The sequence below is a fragment of the Mesorhizobium sp. P160219 genome (genome assembly GCF_057786095.1).
In genome coordinates this window covers 5,028,976-5,050,430 of record NZ_JBYNWG010000001.1, presented here as the reverse complement: position 1 = coordinate 5,050,430, position 21,455 = coordinate 5,028,976, and the positions used below count along the sequence as shown (strand labels likewise).

The 21,455-nt window shown below is 63.4% G+C and carries 15 protein-coding genes and 1 pseudogene; 11 read left to right on the top strand and 5 right to left on the bottom strand.

The genetic code is table 11. The annotated features are described in order from the left end of the window. Positions 1–234: 234 nt before the first annotated feature. Positions 235–939: a nitroreductase gene (locus AC3EMP_RS24525; RefSeq protein WP_023700347.1), complete on the top strand. Its 705-nt coding sequence runs from the start codon at positions 235–237 to the stop codon at positions 937–939. 18 nt (positions 940–957) lie between these two features. Here the strand turns inward: AC3EMP_RS24525 and AC3EMP_RS24520 are convergent, their stop codons facing one another. The 5 genes from AC3EMP_RS24520 to AC3EMP_RS24500 form a co-directional block, all read right to left on the bottom strand. Then, complete coding sequence (locus tag AC3EMP_RS24520) at positions 958–2,400, bottom strand: MFS transporter (protein ID WP_352460727.1); 1,443 nt, start codon at positions 2,398–2,400, stop codon at positions 958–960. 153 nt (positions 2,401–2,553) lie between these two features. Next, positions 2,554–3,171, bottom strand: coding sequence for a sarcosine oxidase subunit gamma (locus tag AC3EMP_RS24515; RefSeq protein WP_050588551.1), 618 nt, complete (start codon positions 3,169–3,171; stop codon positions 2,554–2,556). Then, positions 3,164–6,175 (bottom strand): sarcosine oxidase subunit alpha, encoded by a 3,012-nt coding sequence (locus tag AC3EMP_RS24510; protein ID WP_352713395.1) that lies wholly within the window; start codon positions 6,173–6,175, stop codon positions 3,164–3,166. Before AC3EMP_RS24510 ends, AC3EMP_RS24515 begins: the two co-directional genes overlap by 8 nt. Further along, entirely contained in the window at positions 6,172–6,468 is a 297-nt protein-coding gene (locus AC3EMP_RS24505) for a sarcosine oxidase subunit delta (protein ID WP_023670367.1), read from the bottom strand. The genes AC3EMP_RS24510 and AC3EMP_RS24505 overlap by 4 nt, the downstream gene beginning before the upstream one ends. 11 nt (positions 6,469–6,479) lie before the next feature. Further along, complete coding sequence (locus AC3EMP_RS24500) at positions 6,480–7,739, bottom strand: sarcosine oxidase subunit beta family protein (RefSeq protein ID WP_023670368.1); 1,260 nt, start codon at positions 7,737–7,739, stop codon at positions 6,480–6,482. Between the two features lie 319 nt (positions 7,740–8,058). Here AC3EMP_RS24500 and AC3EMP_RS24495 point away from each other — a divergent pair, with 319 nt between their 5' ends. The 10 genes and pseudogenes from AC3EMP_RS24495 to AC3EMP_RS24450 all read left to right on the top strand — a co-directional run bounded on the left by AC3EMP_RS24495 (position 8,059) and on the right by AC3EMP_RS24450 (position 21,450). Beyond that, complete coding sequence (locus AC3EMP_RS24495; protein ID WP_023733776.1) at positions 8,059–10,548, top strand: mechanosensitive ion channel family protein; 2,490 nt, start codon at positions 8,059–8,061, stop codon at positions 10,546–10,548. 142 nt (positions 10,549–10,690) lie between these two features. Beyond that, positions 10,691–10,954, top strand: coding sequence for a hypothetical protein (locus tag AC3EMP_RS24490; protein WP_023670370.1), 264 nt, complete (start codon positions 10,691–10,693; stop codon positions 10,952–10,954). 207 nt (positions 10,955–11,161) lie between these two features. Further along, positions 11,162–12,595 (top strand): UbiA family prenyltransferase, encoded by a 1,434-nt coding sequence (locus tag AC3EMP_RS24485; protein ID WP_023733775.1) that lies wholly within the window; start codon positions 11,162–11,164, stop codon positions 12,593–12,595. Positions 12,596–12,598: 3 nt separating this feature from the next. Next, positions 12,599–13,951 (top strand): FAD-binding oxidoreductase, encoded by a 1,353-nt coding sequence (locus AC3EMP_RS24480; protein WP_023733774.1) that lies wholly within the window; start codon positions 12,599–12,601, stop codon positions 13,949–13,951. Between the two features lie 124 nt (positions 13,952–14,075). Continuing rightward, on the top strand, positions 14,076–14,519 hold the full coding sequence (locus tag AC3EMP_RS24475) for an EamA family transporter (protein ID WP_023699265.1): 444 nt from the start codon (positions 14,076–14,078) through the stop codon (positions 14,517–14,519). Then, the gene (locus AC3EMP_RS24470) at positions 14,516–15,523 is read left to right on the top strand and encodes an NAD-dependent epimerase/dehydratase family protein (protein WP_352713390.1); all 1,008 of its coding nucleotides are present in this window, start codon (positions 14,516–14,518) and stop codon (positions 15,521–15,523) included. The genes AC3EMP_RS24475 and AC3EMP_RS24470 overlap by 4 nt, the downstream gene beginning before the upstream one ends. Before the next feature lie 67 nt (positions 15,524–15,590). Continuing rightward, positions 15,591–17,021, top strand: coding sequence for an aspartate aminotransferase family protein (locus AC3EMP_RS24465; RefSeq protein WP_352595571.1), 1,431 nt, complete (start codon positions 15,591–15,593; stop codon positions 17,019–17,021). Positions 17,022–17,075: 54 nt separating this feature from the next. Next, positions 17,076–17,981, top strand: a pseudogene (locus tag AC3EMP_RS24460) (hypothetical protein); the annotation flags it as partial. After that, the gene (locus tag AC3EMP_RS24455) at positions 17,978–18,733 is read left to right on the top strand and encodes an FkbM family methyltransferase (protein WP_023691006.1); all 756 of its coding nucleotides are present in this window, start codon (positions 17,978–17,980) and stop codon (positions 18,731–18,733) included. The pseudogene AC3EMP_RS24460 and the gene AC3EMP_RS24455, both read left to right, overlap by 4 nt. A 155-nt stretch (positions 18,734–18,888) precedes the next feature. After that, a complete protein-coding gene (locus AC3EMP_RS24450) occupies positions 18,889–21,450 on the top strand; it encodes a GcvT family protein (protein ID WP_352595476.1) in 2,562 nt (853 codons plus the stop codon). Positions 21,451–21,455 lie beyond the last annotated feature (5 nt).

Below are 21,455 nucleotides of genomic sequence, written 5' to 3'. Positions count from 1 at the left end.
CGCTCACTTGATGAAAATCTGGAAATGAATTTCATGAGAGCTCATGTCCGTGAAAAAATCAAGAGGATTTTCATGGGCACACAAGATTTGCTTGCGCCATTTTGGCGGTTCATGCAAAGGCTCTGGCACGAGCGGCGGGTGTGGGAATGCGGGTCGGCGACCAAGGATTGAAATCTGGCAAGGTCTTCTCCGATAGCCGGTTCGGCTTTCGAAGTGTGCGCAAAGGGACGGCCCATGCTGGAAAAAAACGGCCTGGCAGCGCATAACGCGGCTGTTGTCGACGAGGCGATCATCTCGCGCCGTTCAGTGCGCGCCTTCCTGCCCGACATGGTCGATGACGAGACGATCCGAGCCATTCTTGGCGTCGCCGCGCGCGCGCCTTCGGGCACCAATATGCAGCCCTGGCGGGTCTATGTCGTCAAGGGCGAGGTCAAGCAGCAGATCACCGATGCCATCCTGAATTCCGGTATCCGCGCCGAAAAGGCCGATTGGGACGAGTATCGCTATTACCCCACCCAGTTCTTCGAGCCGTATCTCACCCGCCGCCGCGCCAACGGTTTCGGGCTCTACGGGGCACTCGGCATCGGTCGCCGCGAGGTCGACAAGATGCGCGCCCAGCACGACCGCAACTTCGTCTTCTTCGACGCGCCGGTCGGCATGATCTTCACCATAGACCGGCGGCTGAACCAAGGCTCGTGGATCGACTACGGAATGTTCCTGCAGAACATCATGGTGGCGGCGCGAGGCAGGGGCCTGCACACCTGCCCGCAGGCCGCCTTCGCGCCCTATCACCGGCAGATCCGGCCGGTGCTCAACATTCCCGACGAGGAGATCGTCGTCTGCGGCATGGCGCTAGGCCTCGAGGACACCTCCAAGCCCGAAAACGACTTCCGCACCGACCGCGTGCCGCTGGAAGAGTGGGTGACGTTCAGCGAATAGGGCTCGGCTAACGGCGCCTTATTCCACGTTCATCTGCGCGCCATGGCCGCTGACATGGGCGCCGTCCTGCGGTGTCAGTCTGAGATAGGCGATCAGCGCGCAGAGCGTGATGACGCCCTCGACCACGAACAGGATGCGGAAATCGTTGGTCACCGCCGGCCCGCCGCCGGCCAGGAACGACAGCAGCGCCGCCGCCAGGCCGACGCTGATCGCCACCCCTAGCTGCCACAGTATGTAGTAGAGCGCGCTGAAGCGGGCGAGCTGGTCGGGCGCGATGTCGGAATAGGCGAGATTGCCGGTCGACGCCCACTGCGCCGAGCGCAGGACACCGAAGGCAAAGATATAGGCAAGCACGATCCAGACCGGCGTGGTTGCCTCTATCAAGGCGAAGCCCGCTACCATGGCAGCAACGATCGGCGTGTTGACGACCAGCACGCGGCGAAAGCCGAAGCGGTTGAGCAGGCGCGGCATGAAGACACGCATGATCAGCGAGCCGATTGCGGCAACGAAAGTCAGCGATCCCGCCTGCACCGCGCTCATGCCGAAGCCGAGCTGGAACATCAGCGGCAAAAGAAAAACGACCGAGCTCAGGCCGATCGTGTCCAGCCCACCACCGGTGAGGAAGGAGATGCGAAAGGTGCGGATGCGCAGGAGTTTCAGGTCCAGCAAGGGGTTGCGGGCGCGCAGGCAGTAGAAGGAAGCAAGCGTCAGGATGACGATCGCCAGCGCCAGCTCGGCCGCGATCATGCTGCCGGCGGCGTCTTTCGCCGCAAGCGAATCCATGCCGAAGACCAGCAGGACCATGCCGCCGCCGACCAGCAGGAAGCCCGGGAAATCGAACGGCGTGCGCACCGGTTTGGTAACAGTCGGAAACAGCGAGGCGGCAAGAACGGCCGCCGCCAGCGCGAACGGCACGTTGATGAAGAAGATCCAGCGCCAGGAGATATAAGTCGTCAGCGCGCCGCCGACCAGCGGGCCGACCAGCGGTCCGGACTGGCCGGCCAGCGAAATATACATGTTGATCTTCAGCGTGCGGCTGCGCGGGAAGGTCGACAGGATGACGACCTGGCCGAGCGTCCCCATCAAGGCGCCGCCGAAGCCTTGCAGCGCGCGGGCGCCGACCAGCGTCCAGATGTCGTTGGACAATCCGCACAGCGCCGATGACGCGGCGAACACCAGCAAGGCGAAGCAGTAAACGTTGCGCAGGCCGAAGCGGTCGGCGGCCCAGCCGCCGAGCGGCATCGAGATGATCAGGCTGGCGACATAGACGGTGATCAACAGGCCGAGCTGGCTCGGCGGCCGGCCGAGGCTGTCGCTGATGCCGGGCAGGGCGGTGACCACGACATTCTGGTCGAGGCTGGTCATGAACACGCCGCAGGCGACCGTGAGCGGCAGCAGGAGCAAGGCTCTGGCCGACACATCGGCGCAATCCGTGGCGCCGGCGGATAGTTCTGCGGTCATGGGGATGTTCGAACCAAACGACGATGCCGACTCTGAGACGGGATCTTTTTAATCCCCTGGGCCGGTTGGGCCACGTTCCCCACCATGGGCTTCCATTGGAGCATTCTCTAGCGGCAGAACCGGCTGGCCTTGAGGCCAGAACGGCTTTTGGCCCTACTGAACCTCGTAGCCGACCTCCTCGCTGGCATGGCAGAGCGCCTTCCAGAACGATCGGGCGAAGGAGCGGAAGACATAGATGTCGAACTGGTCGGCGCCGGTGCGCTGGATCTGCGCAAAGACGTCGTGATGGGTGGTCGAACGGCCGGAGCCTGTGGGGAAGGCGGGCAGGGCGAAGTCGATGGCGAAGAATTTCGCCAGCACCCATTCGGCCTTAGGGCCGGCGATGCGGATAGCGGTGCGGCCATGCGACAGGTCGGTGATCGTGCCGATTGCCGGGGTTACGTCCCCAGCAAAACTCGCCGCCAGGCCCTCGGCCTCGTCGACGACTGTGAATTTTCCAGGCGCGAAACCGAACACGGCCTTGCCGTCCTTGGCGAGACCGCCGCCGGCGCCATCGGGCAAATCGAGGCCGGTGACCTTGCCGATCACGTCGATCAGTTGCTTTTCCGCGCCCGGCCACGCGGCCAGCTGCAGGATCGAGCCCGGCCGGGTCTCGGTCAGGATGACATCGACGCCATGCTCGAAATTGCCGTGCGAACCCGGATGGGACACCGGCTCGAGCGGCGAGAGGCGCTCGGGTGATTGGCGTTCGGGTGATTGGCGCTCAGCCATGCATGCGGCTCCCGTCCGGGTCGTAGAAATGGTTGGAGACGATCTCGACCGGCCCGAACCGCTTGCGCAGCGGATCGGAGACGAATGCCCGGGTGCCATGGCGCGCCTTGCCGCCCTCGACCAAAGCCAGCGCGATGTGCTTGCCCAGCGCCGGCGAGTAGCAGCAGGCGGTGATATGGCCGATGGAGTCGTGCGGATTGGCTTCGTCCAGTTCCTCGACGAGGTGGGCTCCGCCATTGAACGGCCGATTGTCGAGCGAGACTAGGCCGACCAGCTGCAGCCGCTCGGGCGCGATCAGGCCTTCGCGGTCCATCATCGCCGAGCCGATGAACGGCTTCTTCTTCGACAGCATCCAGTCGAGATGCAGGTCGCGCGCCGTAGTGCGCCCGTCGATCTCCGCGCCGGTGACATGGCCCTTTTCGATGCGCATCGTGCCCAACGCCTCCAGCCCGTAGGTGACCAGGCCGAACGGCTTGCCGGCTTCGACAAGCGTTTCCCAGACATGGGTGCCGTAGCCGGCGCCGCAATAGACCTCGAAGGCCATTTCTCCGGAGAAGGACAGCCGGCAAATCATCACCGGCACGCCTGATATCTCGCCGCGCACGATGCCCATGAAGGGCAGGGCTGTGTTGTCGACGGCGGTGCCGGTGACGCAGGCGGCGAGGATGGCCCGCGCCTTCGGCCCGCCGATGGCCGCGCCCGCCCATTCGTCGGTTACCGAGGTGACATGCACTTTGAGTTCCGGCCAGATGACGTCGAGGAAATATTCCAGATGCTGCATCACCTTGCTGGCGTTGGCCGTGGTGGTCGTCATCAGGAAATCCTGTTCGCCAAGCCGCCAGGTGGTGCCGTCGTCGAAGGCCAGCCCGTCCTCACGCAGCATCAGGCCGTAGCGGGCCTTGCCGACGGGGAGGGTGGAAAACATGTTGGTGTAGACGCGGTCGAGGAATTCGCCCGCATCCGGCCCCTGAACGGCGATCTTGCCCAGCGTCGAGACGTCGACGATGCCGGCGCTTTCGCGCGTCGCCCTGGCTTCACGGACATAAGCCTGCTCGACCGTCTCCCCGGCAAGGCCGTAGATCATTGGTCGATACCAGAGGCCAGCGGAATACATCGTCGCGCCATTGGCGAGGTGCCAGTCATGCATCGGCGTCAGCCGCTCCGGCTTCAGATCGCCGAAACGCTCGGCAGCGAGCGAGCCAATCGACACCGCGGAGTAGGGCGGGCGGAAGCGGGTCGTGCCGACTTCGGGGATCGGCTTGCCCAACGCCTCGGCCATGATGGCGAGACCCGGAACGTTGGAGTTCTTGCCCTGGTCGGTCGCCATGCCGAGCGTGGTGTAGCGCTTCAGGTGCTCGACCGAGACGAAGCCTTCGCGATGCGCCAGCCGCACGTCTTCGGCGGTGACATCATGCTGGAAGTCGACGAAGCTTTTGCCTTTCACCTTGATCTCGAACACCGGAGCCGGATCTGGGTTTCCCGGGGCTGCTTCGACATCCGGCAAGGCTGCCGGCGCAGCCGCTCCGCCCGCTGCGGACAAGCCGGCTGCGCGGCCCTCAGTGATTGCTTCGATGGTCGAGAAGCTTCCGTTGAAAGCACCCGCACCAATCCATTGCTGATTTGGCCAGCGCTGTTGCGTTTGCTTTGGCGGCAGGAAGGCCTGGCGCGCAGGATTCCACTCGGCTCTCGCGCCAGCCTGGCTGGCGAGGTGGATGGTCGGCGACCAGCCGCCCGACATCAGCAGGCTATCGGCGTGGATGCTGCGGGCGTCACCGCTGAGCGCGCCCGAATTCATGTCGAAGCGCTGCACCTTGAGGCCGGAGAGCGCCTTGCCGCCTTCGGTGGCGACCACGGCATGGCCGGAGAGGATTTCGGCTTCGGCCTCGGTGGCGAGGCTGCGCATTTCGGCCGAAAGCTCGGGGCGCACATCGACGATGGCGACAATAGCCGCCCCGGCCTTCCTCAGCGCCAGCGCCGAGCGATAGGCGCTGTCATTGTTGGTGAACAGCGCGATCCTGTCGCCGGGCAGCACGCCATAATCGTTAGCATAGCGCTCGGCGGCATGCGCCAGCATGACGCCCGGCCGGTCATTGCCGGGGAACACAAGCGGCCGCTCGAAAGAGCCGGTGGCCAGCACCACCGTCTTGGCGCGGATCGCCCAGTAGCGATGGCGCGGCTCGCCCTTGCCGGGCGTTTCCTTGTGGTCGGTGACGCGCTCGAGCGCGGCTAGCGTGTTGCCGTCGTAATAGCCCCACACCGTGGTGCGCGGCAGCAGGCGGACCGTGTCATGTCCTTCGAGCTGGCTGACGGCGCGCGCCGCCCAGTCGGCGGCCGGCGCGCCGTCGATGGCCTCGCCGGACCAGTTGGCCGAGCCGCCGAAACGCGGCTCGAGTTCGGCCAGGATGACGCGCGCGCCCTGGTCGGCAGCGGCCTTGGCGGCTGACAGGCCGGCCGGGCCGGAGCCGACCACCAGCACGTCGCAAAACGCGTTCATGCGCTCGTAGCGCGAGGTGTCGGCGGCAATACCGGCGCGGCCCAGGCCGGCGGCGCGGCGGATGAAATGCTCGCAGAACATCCAGAATCTGGTGCCCTTCAGCGGGCCGAAGACCGGACCCATGAAGGTCTTGTAGTAGAAGCCGGCGGCCAGGAGCTTGCCGCCGAGCTGGTTGATGGCGTTGACGTCCCAGGCGAGCGAGGGAAAGCGGTTCTGGCTGACGGCCACCAGCCCGTCATAGATCTCGACCATGGTTGCGGCGATGTTGGGCTCGCGCACTTCGCCGCGCAGCACCGTCACCAGCGCGTTCGGTTCCTCGACGCCGGCCGAGAGCAGGCCGCGCGGGCGGTGGTATTTGAATGAGCGGCCGAAAAGCGTGACGCCGTTAGCAAGCAGCGCCGAGGCCAGCGTGTCGCCGGCATGGCCGGTGTAGGGCGTGCCGTCGAAGGTGAAGCGGATGGTGCGCAGCCGGTCGACGCGGCCGCCAGTCTCGGTGCGGCGCGGGCTCACGACTTGCCTCCGGCTTTGTGCCGGGCGGCGGCATTGTGGTCGCCGCGGGCGAAACCGGTGCTGGAAATCTCATGCGTGACCGTGTTGCGCACCATCCTCAGATGGGTGCGGCAGCCGCCCGAATGCTGCCAGATCTCATTGTGGTCGCCGGCCGGGTTCAGCCGATCGTAGACATAGGCGTTCCAGGCGTCGAGGTCCTGCGAGTTGGGCTGCGGGCGCTCGCGGTTGCCGTCGCCCTGATAGGTGAACTCGATGACGTCGCGCGGGCCGCAATAGGGACAAGTGATAAGCATTTGTTTGAACCCTAATGCAGCCGGGGCGTTGCGCCCTGGCCCTTGTCGTCAATCACTAGGCCGCGATAAAAACGGTCGAGCGTGAACGGCGCGTTGAACGCGTGCGGTTCGTCCTTGGCGATGGTGTATGCGAAGCACCAGCCCGAGGCCGGCGTCGCCTTGAAGCCGCCATAGCACCAGCCGCAATTGAGATACATGCCCGGCAGCGGGCCGGTGGTGATGATCGGCGAACCGTCCATTGACATGTCGCAGACGCCGCCCCAGGAGCGCAGCATGCGTACACGCGCAAGGCCGGGAAACAGCGCCAGCATCTCGCTCATCACCTCATCGACGATGGGCAGGTTGCCGCGCTGAGCGTAGCTGTTGTAGCCGTCGATGTCACCGCCGTAGACGAGGCCGCCCTTGTCGGACTGCGACATGTAGAAATGACCCATGCCGAAGGTCAGCACCGTGTCGACGAAAGGTTTCAGCGATTCGGTGACGAAGGCCTGCAGCACATGGCTCTCGATCGGCATCCTGTCGATGCCGGCAAGCTGCATCACCCGTCCGGTGCTGCCGGCAACGGCCACGGCGACTTTCTTGCCGCGGATCTCTCCGCGCGTCGTCTGCACGCCGGTGATGCGGTCGCCGTCGCGCAGGAAGCCGGTGACCTCGCAATTCTCGACGATGTCGACGCCGCGTCGGTCGGCGCCGCGGGCATAGCCCCAGGCAACCGCATCGTGACGGGCGGTGCCGGCGCGCGGCTGCATCAGGCCGCCGACGATGGGAAAGCGCGCGGAGGCCGACATGTCCAGCGCCGGGACCAGGCGCGCGATCTCGGCGGTGCTCATCAGCTCGGCATCGACGCCGAGATGGCGCATGGCGTTGCCGCGCCTTGCCAGGTCGTCGAACTGGCCCGGCGTGTGAGCCAGATTCAGGCAGCCGCGCTGCGAGAACATGACGTTGTAGTTGAGGTCGTGCGAAAGGTTCTCCCACATCTTCATCGAATGTTCGTAGAAGCGGGTGTTGGACGGCAAAAGGTAGTTGGAGCGCACCGCCGTGGTGTTACGGCCGACATTGCCGGAACCCAGCCAGCCCTTTTCCAGCACCGCGACATTGGTGATGCCGTGCTCCTTGGCCAGATAGTAGGCCGTCGACAGGCCGTGGCCGCCGCCACCGATGATGATGACGTCATAGGAAGCCTTGGGGTCGGGCTTGCGCCAGGCCGGCTTCCAGTCCTTGTTTCCCTTGAGCGCGTTCGTGAGAAGCGAAAGGGCTGAATATTCCGCCATTCTTCATGTCATCCCTAGAGCATGATGCCGAAAAGTGTGAAGCGGTTTTCGGACGACATCATGCTCTATATCTTTGATTTCTAGAGCCGGATGATTTCAGGTCCAACAGACCTGAAGCCATCCGGCTCGGGTGCGATGCGGCAGACTATAGAGCAGGCGGCGTGCGCAAAGCCAAGATTGCGCCATGGCTTTTCGACTGGCCGACTCCCGCAAGGCGCCCAACTGTCATGACTTCGCCACGACTTGCCCCACGGGATGAGCGTCTCTATCAAGGACCGCTTTAGAGGCGGCCTTTGCCGCCCTTTAAGTCGCCACCATTATGTTTTTTCGCTTCTTTCGCCTGATCCTGGTCCTCGCGCTCGTTGCCTTGGCGCCGCATTCGTTCGGCGCGATGGCGCAGGGGCTGGGCCAGGCGCCTGCCGGGCTGGTCGCCGACCAGCAGAAAATCCTGCAGGGTTTGACGACGAAAACCGACGCTCTGGAGAAGAAAGTCCAGGAGGACGGCGTCGACGACACCACCCTCGTCGAGATCCGCCTGCAGCTGGAAGAGCTGTCGCGCGCTGCGCTGAACAGCGCGCTGGCGTTTCGTTCGCGGCTGGGAGAGATCAATTCGAGGCTCGAGCAGCTTGGCGCACCGCCGGCTGCCGGACAGCCCCCTGAACCGGACATCGTGACCGGCGAGCGCCAGGCGCTGGCGTCGGAAAAGGCGGAGATCAACGCCGTCATCGCCGGCGCGCAGAACCTGTCGATCCGCATCAATGCGCTGATCGAGAAGATCGGCAATATGCGCAGCGAGCTGTTTCGCAGCGGGCTGACCAAGCGCTATGTGCTGTCCGATGCACTGAGCCCGCAAGTGTTTTCCGACGCCAGGGACGAATACGCCAATTTTTACAGGGCGGTGTCGTCCTGGCTGAGCTTTGCCTTCAAGTTCAAGTTCCAGGCGATGCTCGCGGCGACCCTCATGGCGCTCGCGTTGGCCGTGGTGCTTCTGGTCGGTGGGCGCCGCCTGTTTGGGCGCATCTTCGAGGCCGACGCGTCGGTTGAAGATCCGACGTATCTCAGTCGCCTGTCGGTGGCGTTCTGGTCGACCTTGCTGCCGACGCTGGCGGTCAGCGCCTTCCTCGCCTCGACGGTGTTCCTGTACAATTATTACAATGTGCTGCGCGGCGACATAGGCGTGTTCCTCAACGCGCTGGCAGCCGTCATCGCCATAGTGTTCTGTGTCAACCGCCTGACCAATGCGGCGCTGTCGCCTAGCATGCCGAACTGGCGCCTGATCCAGGTCGAGACCGGCCCGGCGCGTTGGCTGGTGCGACTGACGACGGCCATGGCAGTCGTCATCGGCATCAACAATTTCCTGTCGATCGTCAACGACAAGATGGGCTCGCCTCTGTCGCTGACGGTGGCCAGGAGTTTTGTCGCCACCGTGATCGTCGGGGTCATCCTGATCCTGATGGCGCTGCTGAAGCCTTACAAGGACGTCGCTGGGCGCTGGCGCCGCTGGCCGGCCTGGCTGCGCTACACCTGTGTCGCGCTCGGCCTGTTCACGATTGCGGCGGCGCTGTTCGGCTATATCGGTCTTGCCATCTTCGTCTCGTTGCAGGTCGTGGTCACCGGCACCATCCTGCTTACCGCCTATATCGGCTTCCTGTCGGCGCGCGAGATCGGCGAGGAGGGTGGTTTCGCCGGCACCTCGATTGGGCGCTGGCTGAAGACCAACTCCAGCTATGAGGACACCGCGCTCGACCAGCTCGGCCTCGTCGTCAGCGTCGCCATCAACCTGATGATCGTGCTGGTGTTCCTGCCGCTGATCCTGTTGATGTGGGGCTTCCAGCCCGGCGATATCCAGGCCTGGGGCTATAAATTGGCGACAGGCGTCACCGTCGGTTCGGTGACGATTTCGGTCACCGGCATCCTCACCGGCATCGTCGTCTTCATCATCGGCTATTTCCTGACCCGCTGGTTCCAGGGCTGGCTCGACGGCTCGGTTATGGCGCGCGGCAAGGTCGATACCGGCGTGCGCAACTCGATCCGGCTGGCGGTCGGCTATGCCGGCGTCGCGCTCGCCGGCCTCGTCGGCATCTCGGCGGCGGGCATCGATCTTTCCAATTTGGCGCTCGTTGCCGGCGCACTCTCGCTGGGTATCGGCTTTGGCCTGCAGAATGTCGTGTCCAACTTCGTGTCCGGCCTGATCCTTCTCGCCGAGCGGCCGTTCAAGGTCGGCGACTGGATCGTCGCCGGCGACACATCAGGCACGGTCAAGAAGATCAGCGTGCGCGCCACCGAAATCGAGACCTTCCAGCGGCAGTCGGTGATCCTGCCCAATTCGAACCTCATCAACAACGCCGTCGGCAACTGGACGCACCGCAACAAGCTCGGACGCGTGGAGATCAAGGTCGGGGTCGCCTATGGCAGCGACGTCAAGCGGGTACACGCGGTCCTGCTTGAGATTGCGCGCGGCCATGCGCTGGTGCTGAAGAACCCGGAACCCTTCGTGCTGTTCACCAATTTCGGGCCGGCAGCACTCGAGTTCGAGATCCGCGTGTTCCTGGCCGATGTGCTGAACGGCGCCATCGTTCAGAACGATATCCGCTTTGCCGTGCTCGATGCTTTTGACGCCGAGCACATAGAAATCCCCTCGACGCCGCGCGCCGAGGTCAAGGTCAAGCAGACCGACGCATGGCCGATCGACGACGACAAGATCGAAGTCGAGTTCGCCGAGAAGGAGCAGGCGGAGGCCAGAGCCGCCGCCGAGGCGAAGCGGCTGGCCAAGACTGGTCGCAAGGCCCGCAAACCCGATCCCAGCTAGGGCCCCAAGCTCCTCCCAACCGATTGCGGCATGAATGCGGCATTCAGTTGCGGTTCAGCTTGCATCTCATATAAGCTCACATGCAAAGGCGAGAATGCCTTGCGAAATGCAACAGAGGCGGTGTGGAAACACCGATTGCAAAATGTGGAAGTCGCTCGTCGTCGCCATCGCTCTTACCGCAGCGAGTGGCTCGGCCTTTGCCGCCAGCGCGGTCAACAAGGATGCTGAGACCCGTACGCTGATCGTGACGGAAGGCGGCGGCAAGACGGAGCTGGCGCTGGCGGCCGGCGAAACCGTGGAATTCTGCCCGAACGGCTGTTTCGTCACCTTGCCCAATGGTGACCTCGAGGCCCTGACCGGCTCGGAAACGGTCGAAATCTCGGGTGGCGTTGCCCGCATCAAGTAAAGTCGGCAGGCAGCTCTTGCAGAGGCCGGGCAATGCCCGGCCTTTTCTCGTCTACGGCAACGGTTGCTTAACGATGACGAGGGAAATACCCCGGCGCATATCCGTTGCAACCAGACGTTTTAACGTTCGTTGCGCCGTTGCTCGCTATGCCGGATACCAAGCCGCCGAAACGTGGCGCGACGGGTTTTTGAGCTGAGCAGGAAAGATATGGATGCGCGGTCGGACAAGAACGCAATCCCGCTTGCGGTCGACCTCGACGGCACGCTGATTGCGACCGATCTTCTTTGGGAAGGCCTGTTCATCCTGCTCAAGAAGAATCCGCTCTATGTTTTCCTGGTTCCGTTCTGGCTGGCCGCCGGCCCGGCGCGGCTGAAACAAGCCATCGCCGACCGCATCGACATCGATCCGGCCTCGCTGCCCTATCGCGAAGCGCTGCTGCAGCGGCTGCTCGCCGACCATAGCGACGGACGCAAGATCGTGCTGGCGACCGGTACGCCACGCAAGTTCGCCGAGACGATCGCCGCGCATCTGGGCGTCTTCGACTATGTGCTGGCGACCGACGGTCCCCACAACATGACCTCGGGCCGCAAGCGCGACGCGCTCATCGCCGCCTATGGCGACGGCGGTTTCGACTATGCCGGCAACAGCCGGCACGACCTCAAGGTTTTCGGAGCCGCACGCAACGCCATCGTCGTGGCGCCCGACCGCCATGCGAAGCGCTGGCAGGCCGCGCATAGCGCCGAAAGGATGCCGGCGCCGAAAAGGACATTGAAGACATACGTCAAGATGCTGCGGGTGCATCAGTGGCTGAAGAATTCGCTGATCGCGGTGCCGATGGTGCTGTCGCATGAATACTTCAACATCAACATGATCTGGCAATGCCTGCTGGCGTTCGTCTCCTTCAGCGCCGTGGCTTCCGCCATCTACATTCTCAACGATTTCTTCGACCTTGCGCTCGACCGCAAGCATCCGACCAAACGCAACCGGCCTTTCGCCAGCGGCGCTTTGTCGATCCCGTTCGGTCTCGGCGCGATGGCGGTGCTGCTGGCGATCGGCATTGCCGCCGGGCTTCTGTTGCCGATCGAGTTCCTGGGCGTGCTCGCCGGCTATCTGGTGGTGACCACAGCCTATTCGCTGTCGTTCAAGCGCATGCTCCTGGCCGACGTACTGACGCTGGCCGGGCTCTACACGGTGCGTGTGCTGGCAGGTGCTGCGGCGACCGGGGTCGAAGTCTCGTTCTGGCTGCTCGCCTTCTCGATTTTCTTCTTCCTGTCGCTGGCGCTGGTGAAGCGCTATGTCGAACTGCGCACCACAGCCATTCCGGTGGGCGAGCGCATTGCCGGTCGCGGCTACCGCATCGAAGATCAGGAGATCGTCGCCCAGGCAGGAATGGCGTCGGCCTTCTCCTCGGCGCTGGTGCTGGCGCTCTACATGGACAGCGTCGCGGTACGCGAACTCTATCCGCATCCCTGGCTGGTCTGGCCGCTGGCGCCGATCGTGCTGTATTTGACCATGCGGGTCTGGATCCTGGCGCGCCGCAACGAGATGAATGACGATCCGGTCATCTTCATCATTCGCGACTGGCGAAGCCAGATCGTCGTGGTGATCGGCGCCGCCCTTCTGGTCGCGGGAGGCTGGTAGGGCATGGCCGGCGAACGGTACCGGAGTTTTGGCCTCGCCACGCCGGCCGCAAAGCGAGCCATCGCGGCCGACGATGCCATCGCGCTGATGCGAAGCGGCAAGGCGACAAAGAACGCTCTGCTCGCCTATGGCAATGGCCGCTCCTACGGTGATTCCTGCCAGAACGAGCCAGGTGCGGTCGTGGACATGCGGCCGCTGAACCGCATCGGCGCCTTCAATGCCGAGACCGGCCTGCTCGAGGCGGAGGCCGGCGTGTTCCTCTCCGATATCATTGCGCACACTGCACCTTACGGTTTCTTTCCCACGGTGGTCCCAGGCACCCAGTTCGTCACCCTTGGCGGCGCGATCGCCAATGACGTCCATGGCAAGAACCATCACCGGCGCGGCACTTTCGGCTGCCATGTCGAGTCTCTCACCCTGCTGCGCTCGGACGGGCGGACCTACACCTGCTCGGCAACCGACAATGCAAGGCTGTTTGCGGCGACGATCGGCGGCATGGGGCTGACCGGCCTGATCCTGTCGGCCTCGATCCGGCTGATGCGGGTGCATTCGCTCGATATCGCCGAGAAGGTAACGCGGTTTGCCGATCTCGGCGAATTCTTCGAACTGGCCGAGGCCGCCGACCAGGCCAATGAATATGCCGTCGCCTGGATCGACCAGCTTGCCGGCGGCCATGGCCGCGGGCGCGGCCTGTTGTTGACAGGCAATCATGCCGAGTATGGCTCGCATGCGGCGTCTCGCGCCGGCTCCCGTTTTTCAGTGCCGTTCCAGCCGCCGTTCAATGTGCTCAACCGGCCGTTCCTCACCGCCTTCAACGCCGCCTATCGGTGGAAGAAGGGGCGCTCGCCGGGGCCGAGCCAAACCGGCTACCAGGGCTTTTTCTTTCCGCTTGATGGTGTCGGCGACTGGAATCGGCTGTATGGCCCGAAAGGTCTCTACCAGCACCAGAGCGTGGTGCCGGAAAATGTCGCGCGTCAGACCATGCCGGCGCTGCTCGAGGCGGCGCGACGGGCCGGGCAGGGCTCTTTCCTCACCGTGTTGAAGCGCTTCGGCTCGATCCGCTCGCCGGGGCTGCTGTCCTTTCCGCGGCCAGGCTTCACGTTGACGCTGGATTTCCCCAATCGCGGCGACCGGACGCTGGCCCTGCTCAGCGAACTCGACCGCATCACGGTCGCGGCCGGCGGCGCGGTCAACCCGTACAAGGATGCGCGCATGGGCGCTGATACTTTCGCGGCCTCCTTCCCGAATTGGCAGCGGCTTGAAGCGCTGCGCGACCCGGCGTTCGTGTCCAGTTTCTGGCTGCGGACGGCGAAAAAGCTCAACGTCCGGCCAGGGCGTGTCGAGGCAGCTGAATAGGTACAATCCGAATAAGTCATGGTGAATAGATCGTAAGTTCCGTGGTTTACTCAAAGCATTGTCGTGACTTCATGAAATGTTTGCAGGTTCGTAATAGGACCGTTGCGAGTGGCGGGTGCAAAATATGAAATACATCGTCTTCATTCTGTTCACGGTCATGACCAATGCCGCCGCGCAGCTGATGCTGAAGCAAGGCATGATGTCGCTCGGTCCCATTTCGTTCGAGGGCACCAATCCGCTGTTGAAGCTGTTGCAGGTCGTTTTCAGCCCATGGGTGTTTCTCGGCCTGTGCACCTTCGTCATCTCGATGGCTTCGCATCTCTATGTGCTGTCCAAGGTCGAGCTCAGCTTTGCGTATCCGTTCCTCAGCCTTGCCTATGTCGCGGTTGCGATCTTCGCCTATTTCATCTTCCGCGAGGACCTCAATGCCTGGCGCATTGCCGGCATCGCCTTCATCTGCGTCGGCACCGTGCTGATCGCGCAAAGCGGTCGAGACTTGGGCGGGCGCGGGCATGACGACCAAACCGCTTCCATCATCCCCGACAAGACCAGCGAGATCGTTCGATGAGACATGTTATTTTCGGCGGCGACGGCTTCGTCGGCCGTCATCTTGCCCCGAAGCTTGTGGCCGATGGCGAAGAGGTTGTCGTTGCCGACATCGTCAAGAGCGACCTGACGCACTATCGCAACGTTCGCTTCGTCACCTGCGATGTCACGGATACGGCCTCGGTGGCCAACATCGGATTGAAGGCCGACGACATGGTCTACAACCTGTCGGCCAAAATGCTGTCGCCGATCCAGGTGCGGGCCAAGCGTCACGACTTCTTCTTTCCGGTGAATTTCCACGGCACCGAACACATCATGCAGGCGATGGACAAGGCCGGCGCGTCCAAGCTCGTCCACTACACCACCGACATGATCTACGGCCACACGGTCACCCAGCCGATGACTGAGGAGCACCCGGTCGCGCCGCTCGGCGAATATGGCTGGTCGAAGCAGAAGACCGAGGAGCTCGCCGCTCAATGGCGCAAGCGCGGCATGTCGATCTCGCTGTTTCGCCCGCGTCTGATCATCGGTCCCGGCCGGCTCGGGATCCTGGAAAAGCTGTTCAAACTGATCGACTGGAATTTTCCTGTGCCGATGATCGGCTCGGGCAAGAACCCCTATCAGTTCATCTCGGTGTTCGATTGCGCGGAAGCTGCCCGCGCGGCCTGGAAGGCAGGCGTGCCCAACCAGGCCTATAATCTGGGCTCCCTCAATCCGCCGCCGGTGAAGAAATTGCTGGGCGACCTGATCAAGCATGCCGGCTCGAAGTCGCAGCTGATCCCGACGCCGGGCTGGGCGGTCAAGCGCACCCTCGACCTGCTCGATCTCATGAACATGCCGATCATGGATCCCGAACAATATCTGATCGCCGATGAGGAGTGCGTGCTCGACGTATCCAAGGCCGAGCGCCAGCTCGGCTGGGTGCCGCAATATCGCGACGAGGACATGCTGATCGCCGCCTACAGCGAATACCGCGCCAAGAAAGACGGGCTTGCCGTCACCGCCAATCATGTCCCCGCCGAATAAGTGGGACGACCAGGAGAACTCCGAAATGACCGTCATGGCCAAGCCTGAGCAGACGAACGCGCGCACCATGGTCGGCGCGCCGGCGTTGTCGCCTACCGCCATCGCCAAGCCCGACCTGATCAGCGTCGAGCAGGCGAAGGCGATGGATGTCGCGCGCATGACCGACCTGTTCAAGGCGCATCTCAATCCGGGCCAGCTGCATTTCATGAAGTTGCTCGGCTTCCACAAGATCAAGATCGAGCGTGCCGAAGGCATGTTCTACATCGACCAGAACGGCCGCAAGATTCTCGACTTCTTCGGCGGCTTCGGTTCGCTGGCCTTCGGCCACAACCATCCGCGCATCCTGGAGGCCAGGCGCAAATTCCAGGAGGAGAAGCGCCAGGAAATCGCCATCGCCTTCATGTCGCAATATGCATCGGCGCTGGCGCACAACATCGCCAAATGCTCGCCCGGCGATCTCGACATGGTGTTTCTGGGCTCGTCGGGTTCGGAAGCGATGGAAGCGGCGGTGAAGCTCGCCGAGCGCGCCGCCGGGCCGAAGAGGCCAAAAATCGTCTACGCCGAGAATTCCTTCCACGGCAAGACCAAGGGCGTGCTCGGCATTACCGATGGCCAGCTCTACCGCGCGGACTTCAAGATGGCTGAGAACACCGTTCGCATTCCGTTCGCCGATATCGAAGCGGTCGAGCGGCTGTTCCGCTCCGACCCGGAGGTCGGCGTCATAGTGCTTGAGACAATCCAGGGCGGCGGCGGCATCATCCAGGCAGAGGCGCAATACTGGCAGAAATTGCGCGCGCTCTGCGACCAGTATGGCGTGCTGTGGGTGGCGGACGAAGTGCAGTGCGGCTATGGCCGTTCGGGACGCTTCTATGCCTTCGAGCATTATGGCGTCGTGCCCGATGTGACGGCGCTGGCGAAATCGCTCGGCGCCGGCAAGGCGGCGGTCGGCGCGATGGTCGCCCGGCGCGAGGTCTATATGAAGGCCTATGGCACGCCGAAGACGGCGATGATCCATGCCATGGCCACCTTTGGCGGCATGGGCGAGGCCTGCGTCACCGCGATCGAGGGCATCAACGTGCTCTATGATGAGGGGCTGATCGACAACGCCGCCACTACCGGCGACTATCTGCTGCAGCGCCTGCAGGCGCTGAAGGAGAAGTACCCGAAGATCATCAAGGATGTGCGCGGCAAAGGCTTTATGGTCGGGCTCGAGTTCCACGACTTCTCGCAGACCTTGCCGATGGTGCTACGTCCGATCGTCAGCGTCCTCGACGACAAGCTGAAGGGCTCGCTGTCGGGCTTCGTCGGCGCGCTGTTGCTGCGCGACTATGACGTGCTCGTCGCCTTCACCGAATACAATCGCAACGTTATCCGTCTCGAGCCGCCGCTGATCTGCCAGCGCGAGCATGTCGACCGTTTCGTCGATGCCTTCGACAGCCTGCTGTCGCGCGGCATCGTGGGAATCGTCAAGGATTTCGTCAAAAGCCAAGTCCGTTAAAAGAAGTCCGTTGAGCGAAGTCCTGAGTCCGACAATGCTGAGCAAGTCTCCCCGCAAGATGCCGCCGACTTTCACTCGCTGCTTGGCATGTACCGGATCAAGTTTCTCTATGCCGAGATGCTGTCGACGATGAGTTCGGTGATGTCGCCGGTCGAGGCGATGCGGGTGCTGCAGGTGGTCTCGGTGCTGCTGTTCGGGATGATCACGCTGCTTTGGCTGCGAACCGAAGGCGCGCTTGCGCTGGCGCCTGTGGTCGGCGCGGTGCTGATCATGGCCGATTTCGGCGATGCCGCACGCGCCTCGACCCCGGATCTGTTGTGCTCGGCGCTGTTCCTCGGCGGGCTGCTTGCCTATGTGCGCGGCCGCGAGGCAGCGACCGCTGTCCTGCTTTTCCTGGCCTTCATGGCGCGGCCGGACAACATCGTGTTCCTGGCCATTTTCGCCGTGCTGCTGCTGGTCTTCCGGCAGCGGGCGTGGGGCGCGCTGGCCGGCTTTGCCGCGTCCTTCGTCGCCTATTTCGCGATTTCGCACTGGGCCCAGCATCCCGGCTGGTGGCCGCATCTGTGGTTCTCCAGCATCGAGCAGCACTACAATATGGATGGCTTCGAGCCGCCGTTCTCGGTTGGCGCCTATCTCAAGGCGTTTGCCGCATCCTTCATTCGCGCTATCAGCATCAACAGCTGGGTCGGGGTCTCGGTTCTGGCGCTGGCCGCGTGGTTTGCGCTCGGCCGCGCCGGCTTCCGGCTCGATCGTCGCGCCGGCATCCTGCTTGCAGCACTGGTGCTTGGCGTGCTGGCGAAATTCACCGTCTTTCCGATCCACGACACCCGCATCTACTTCCCGAACCTTCTGCCGCCCTACCTTTTGCTTGTCGGCCCGATCATGGCGCTGTGGGCGTCGGCAAGCCTGAATGGAAGGCGGCCCATCGCCTTGCAGGCCATACCTGGAGATAAGCCATGAGTTCCATTTCCGGGCTGGCGCGCATCGCCCTTTCGCTCGGCCTGCCCGCCGGCCTGCTCGATCGCGGGCCGGCGTTGCGTGGCACGAAATTCCTGGCCAAGGCGGCGCTGAAGGCGCGGTTTGGCGGTGGGCAAGCCTTCCAGATGGTCAATGTCGGCGCTTGCGACGGCGCGCTGTTCGACGACGTCACGCCGTGGCTGCACCGCATTCCGCGGGCGCGGGCCGTGCTGGTCGAGCCGATCCCGTACAATCAGAAGCGGTTGCGCGCCAACTATCCCGACACGGAACGCTTCGTCATCGAACCGGTCGCGGTGACGAAGACCAAGGGCACGATCACCGTCCACACTTTCGATGCCGCGGCACTCGAGGCCGGCACGCTGCCGATCGAGTTCATCGGCTGCTCGTCGGTCACCGACACCAATCTGATGTCGGGCAAGAATGCCTGGGGCGAGGACGACGCCAATTTCAACAAGTTCGCGCCGCACGTGAGGGATATCGAGGTGACGTCGGAAACGCTGCAGACGCTGCTCGATCGCAACGGCATCACGCATATCGACGCCTTCCTGGTCGATTGCGAGGGCGCCGACTGGATCGTCTTCGAACAGCTCGATCTCAAGCGCTATCGTCCGGGCATGATCAAGGTCGAGGTCGGCGCGCTGCCGGCCGCCGAAATCGGCCAGGTCGTGGTCAAGCTGAAGACATCAGGCTATCAGGTCGGCTTCCAGGCCGAGGACATCTGGGCCTTCGCCTGAGATAGATCGCCACTGGCGGCACGCCGGCGCGCCGGGTCGCGTCGCATCTGCGACGTGTCGCAAACAGGCGGTAGCTCCATCCACGTCCTCTGCATATTGTGCGCCATTCGAACGGGCGCGGACGCGCCCGCTTTATCCCCTTGGAGTCGCGGGCAATGGCAGAGTTTCCGAAACAGGCGAAGGTCGTCATCGTCGGCCTGGGTGGCATTGTCGGCGCGTCGATCGCGCATCATCTGATCGAGCGCGGCTGGACCGACATTGTCGGCATCGACAAGTCGGGCATCCCGACCGATATCGGCTCGACCGCGCATGCCTCGGACTTCTGCTACACCACGAGCCATGATTTCCTGTCGTGCTGGACGACGCTCTACTCCATCGATTTCTACGAGAAGATGGGCCACTACGCCCGCATTGGCGGCCTCGAAGTGGCGCGCGTCGGCGACGACAGCCGCATGGACGAGATCAAGCGCAAGATCGCCTCGGCCAAATCCTTCGGCACCCGCGCCCGGCTGATCGAACCGGCCGAGATCAAGGAAAAATTCCCGCTGATCGAAGAGTCTATGGTGCAGGGCGGCCTGTGGGATCCGGACGCCGGCCTGGTCATCCCGCGCTCGCAGACCGTCGCCGGCAAGCTGGTCGACAAGGCGGAAGCGTCGGGCAAGTTGAAGTCGTTCGCCAACACGCCGGCCAAATCCCTCATTGTCGAGGAAGGCCGCATCAAGGGCGTGGTCACCGACCGCGGCACGATCATGGCCGACTATGTCATCGTCTGCGCCGGCATCTGGGGCCGGCTGATCGCCGAAATGGTCGGCGAAGACCTGCCGGTGATGCCGATCGACCATCCGCTGACCTTCTTCGGGCCTTACAATGAGTTTGCCGGTACCGGCAAGGAGATCGGCTGGCCGCTGCTGCGCGACCAAGGCAATTCGGCCTATATGCGCGACACCGGCGATCCCAAGACCGCCGAAGGCGGCCAGATCGAATGGGGTTACTACGAAGAGACCAATCCGCGTCTTTGCCATCCGCGCGATTTGCTGGAAAAGGATCAGGCGCGGCTGTCACCGTCGCAGCGCGATCTCGACATGGAGCAGATCCTGGCGCCGCTTGAGCGCGCCATGGAGCTGACGCCGATCCTGGGCGAACTCGGCTACAATGAAAGCCATTCCTTCAACGGCCTGTTGCAGGTGACCGCCGATGGCGGCCCGTCCATGGGCGAGAGCCAGAAGGTGAGGGGCCTCTGGTACGCCGTCGCCATCTGGGTCAAGGACGGCCCCGGCATGGGCAAGCTGATCGCCGACTGGATGACGGACGGCCGCACGGAAATCGACCATCACGCCATCGACTATGCGCGCTTCTATCCGCACCAGACGAAAGAGCAGTTCATCTGGGATCGCTGCACCGAGACGGCGATGAAGGTCTACAATCCGGCGGTGCATCCGCGCGAGCCGTTCTCCAAAGGCCGCAACATCCGCCGCTCGCCATTCTGGGAGCGCGAGAAGGAGCTTGGCGGTTACTTCATGGAGCTGGGCGGTTGGGAGCGCGCGCATGGCTATGCCGCCAACGAGCATCTGCTGGAGAAGTATGGCAACCGGGTTCCCATACGTGAGAACGAGTGGGACAATCGCCATTTCTGGCGGGTGTCCAATGCCGAGCACCTGGCGATGAGCGAGGATTGCGGCATCGTCAACCTCTCGCATTTCTCGATGTACGACATCGAAGGGCCGGACCATGTCGCGCTGCTGGAGTGGCTGTGCGCGGCCAAGATTGGTGGCGACAACAATATCGGCAAGGGTATCTACACCCACTTCCTCGACGAGGAAGGCATGGTGCGCGCCGACTTCACCGTCATCCGCATGGCCGACCGCTGCCGTCTGATCGACGGCGCCGACGCCGGTCCGCGCGACTTCCGCTACATGCAGCGCACCGCGCAGGACAAAGGCTTTGACGTCACCATCACCGACGTGACGGAAAAATACGTCACCATCGGCATCTGGGGACCGAACGCGCGGGCGACGCTGCAGAAAGTGGTCGAAAATCCGGATGGTCTCTCGCTCGAGAACTTCCCGTTCGCGGCGATCAAGCCGGTCAGGATCGGCGGCAAGGACGTCACCGCCTTCCGCATCTCTTATGTCGGCGAGCAGGGCTGGGAACTGCACATGCGCTACGAGGACGGCCTGGCCGTTTGGGACGCGCTGCGCTCGACCGGCGTCATGCCGTTCGGCGTCGAGACCTATGCCAACACGCGGCGCATGGAAAAGAGCCTGCGCCTGCAGAACGCCGACCTTCTGACCGAGTACAATCTGCTTGAGGCCGACCTTGCCCGACCGAAGGTCAAGGAGAACGATTTCTGCGGCAAGGCCAAACATGTCGAATACCGCGCCCGCGAGCACCAGCCGGCGATCCTGTGCACGCTGGTGATGACCGAGAACGTCGATGCGAAAGGCGTTGCCCGCTATCCCGTCGGCACCATGCCGGTGATGGATCCGAAGACCGGCGAGACGCTGGTCGACGAACTCGGCCGCCGGTCTTTCACCACGTCGATGGCCTATGGCCCGACCATCGGCAAGAACATCGGCCTCGCCTATCTGCCCTGGGCCCATGCCCAGGAAGGCCGCAAGTTCGCCATCGAATATTTCGGCGAGACCTACCCGGTCGAGGTGGCTGCCGTCGGCTACAAGCCGCTCTACGATCCAGAGAATCTGAAGCCGAGGAGTTGAGCTTC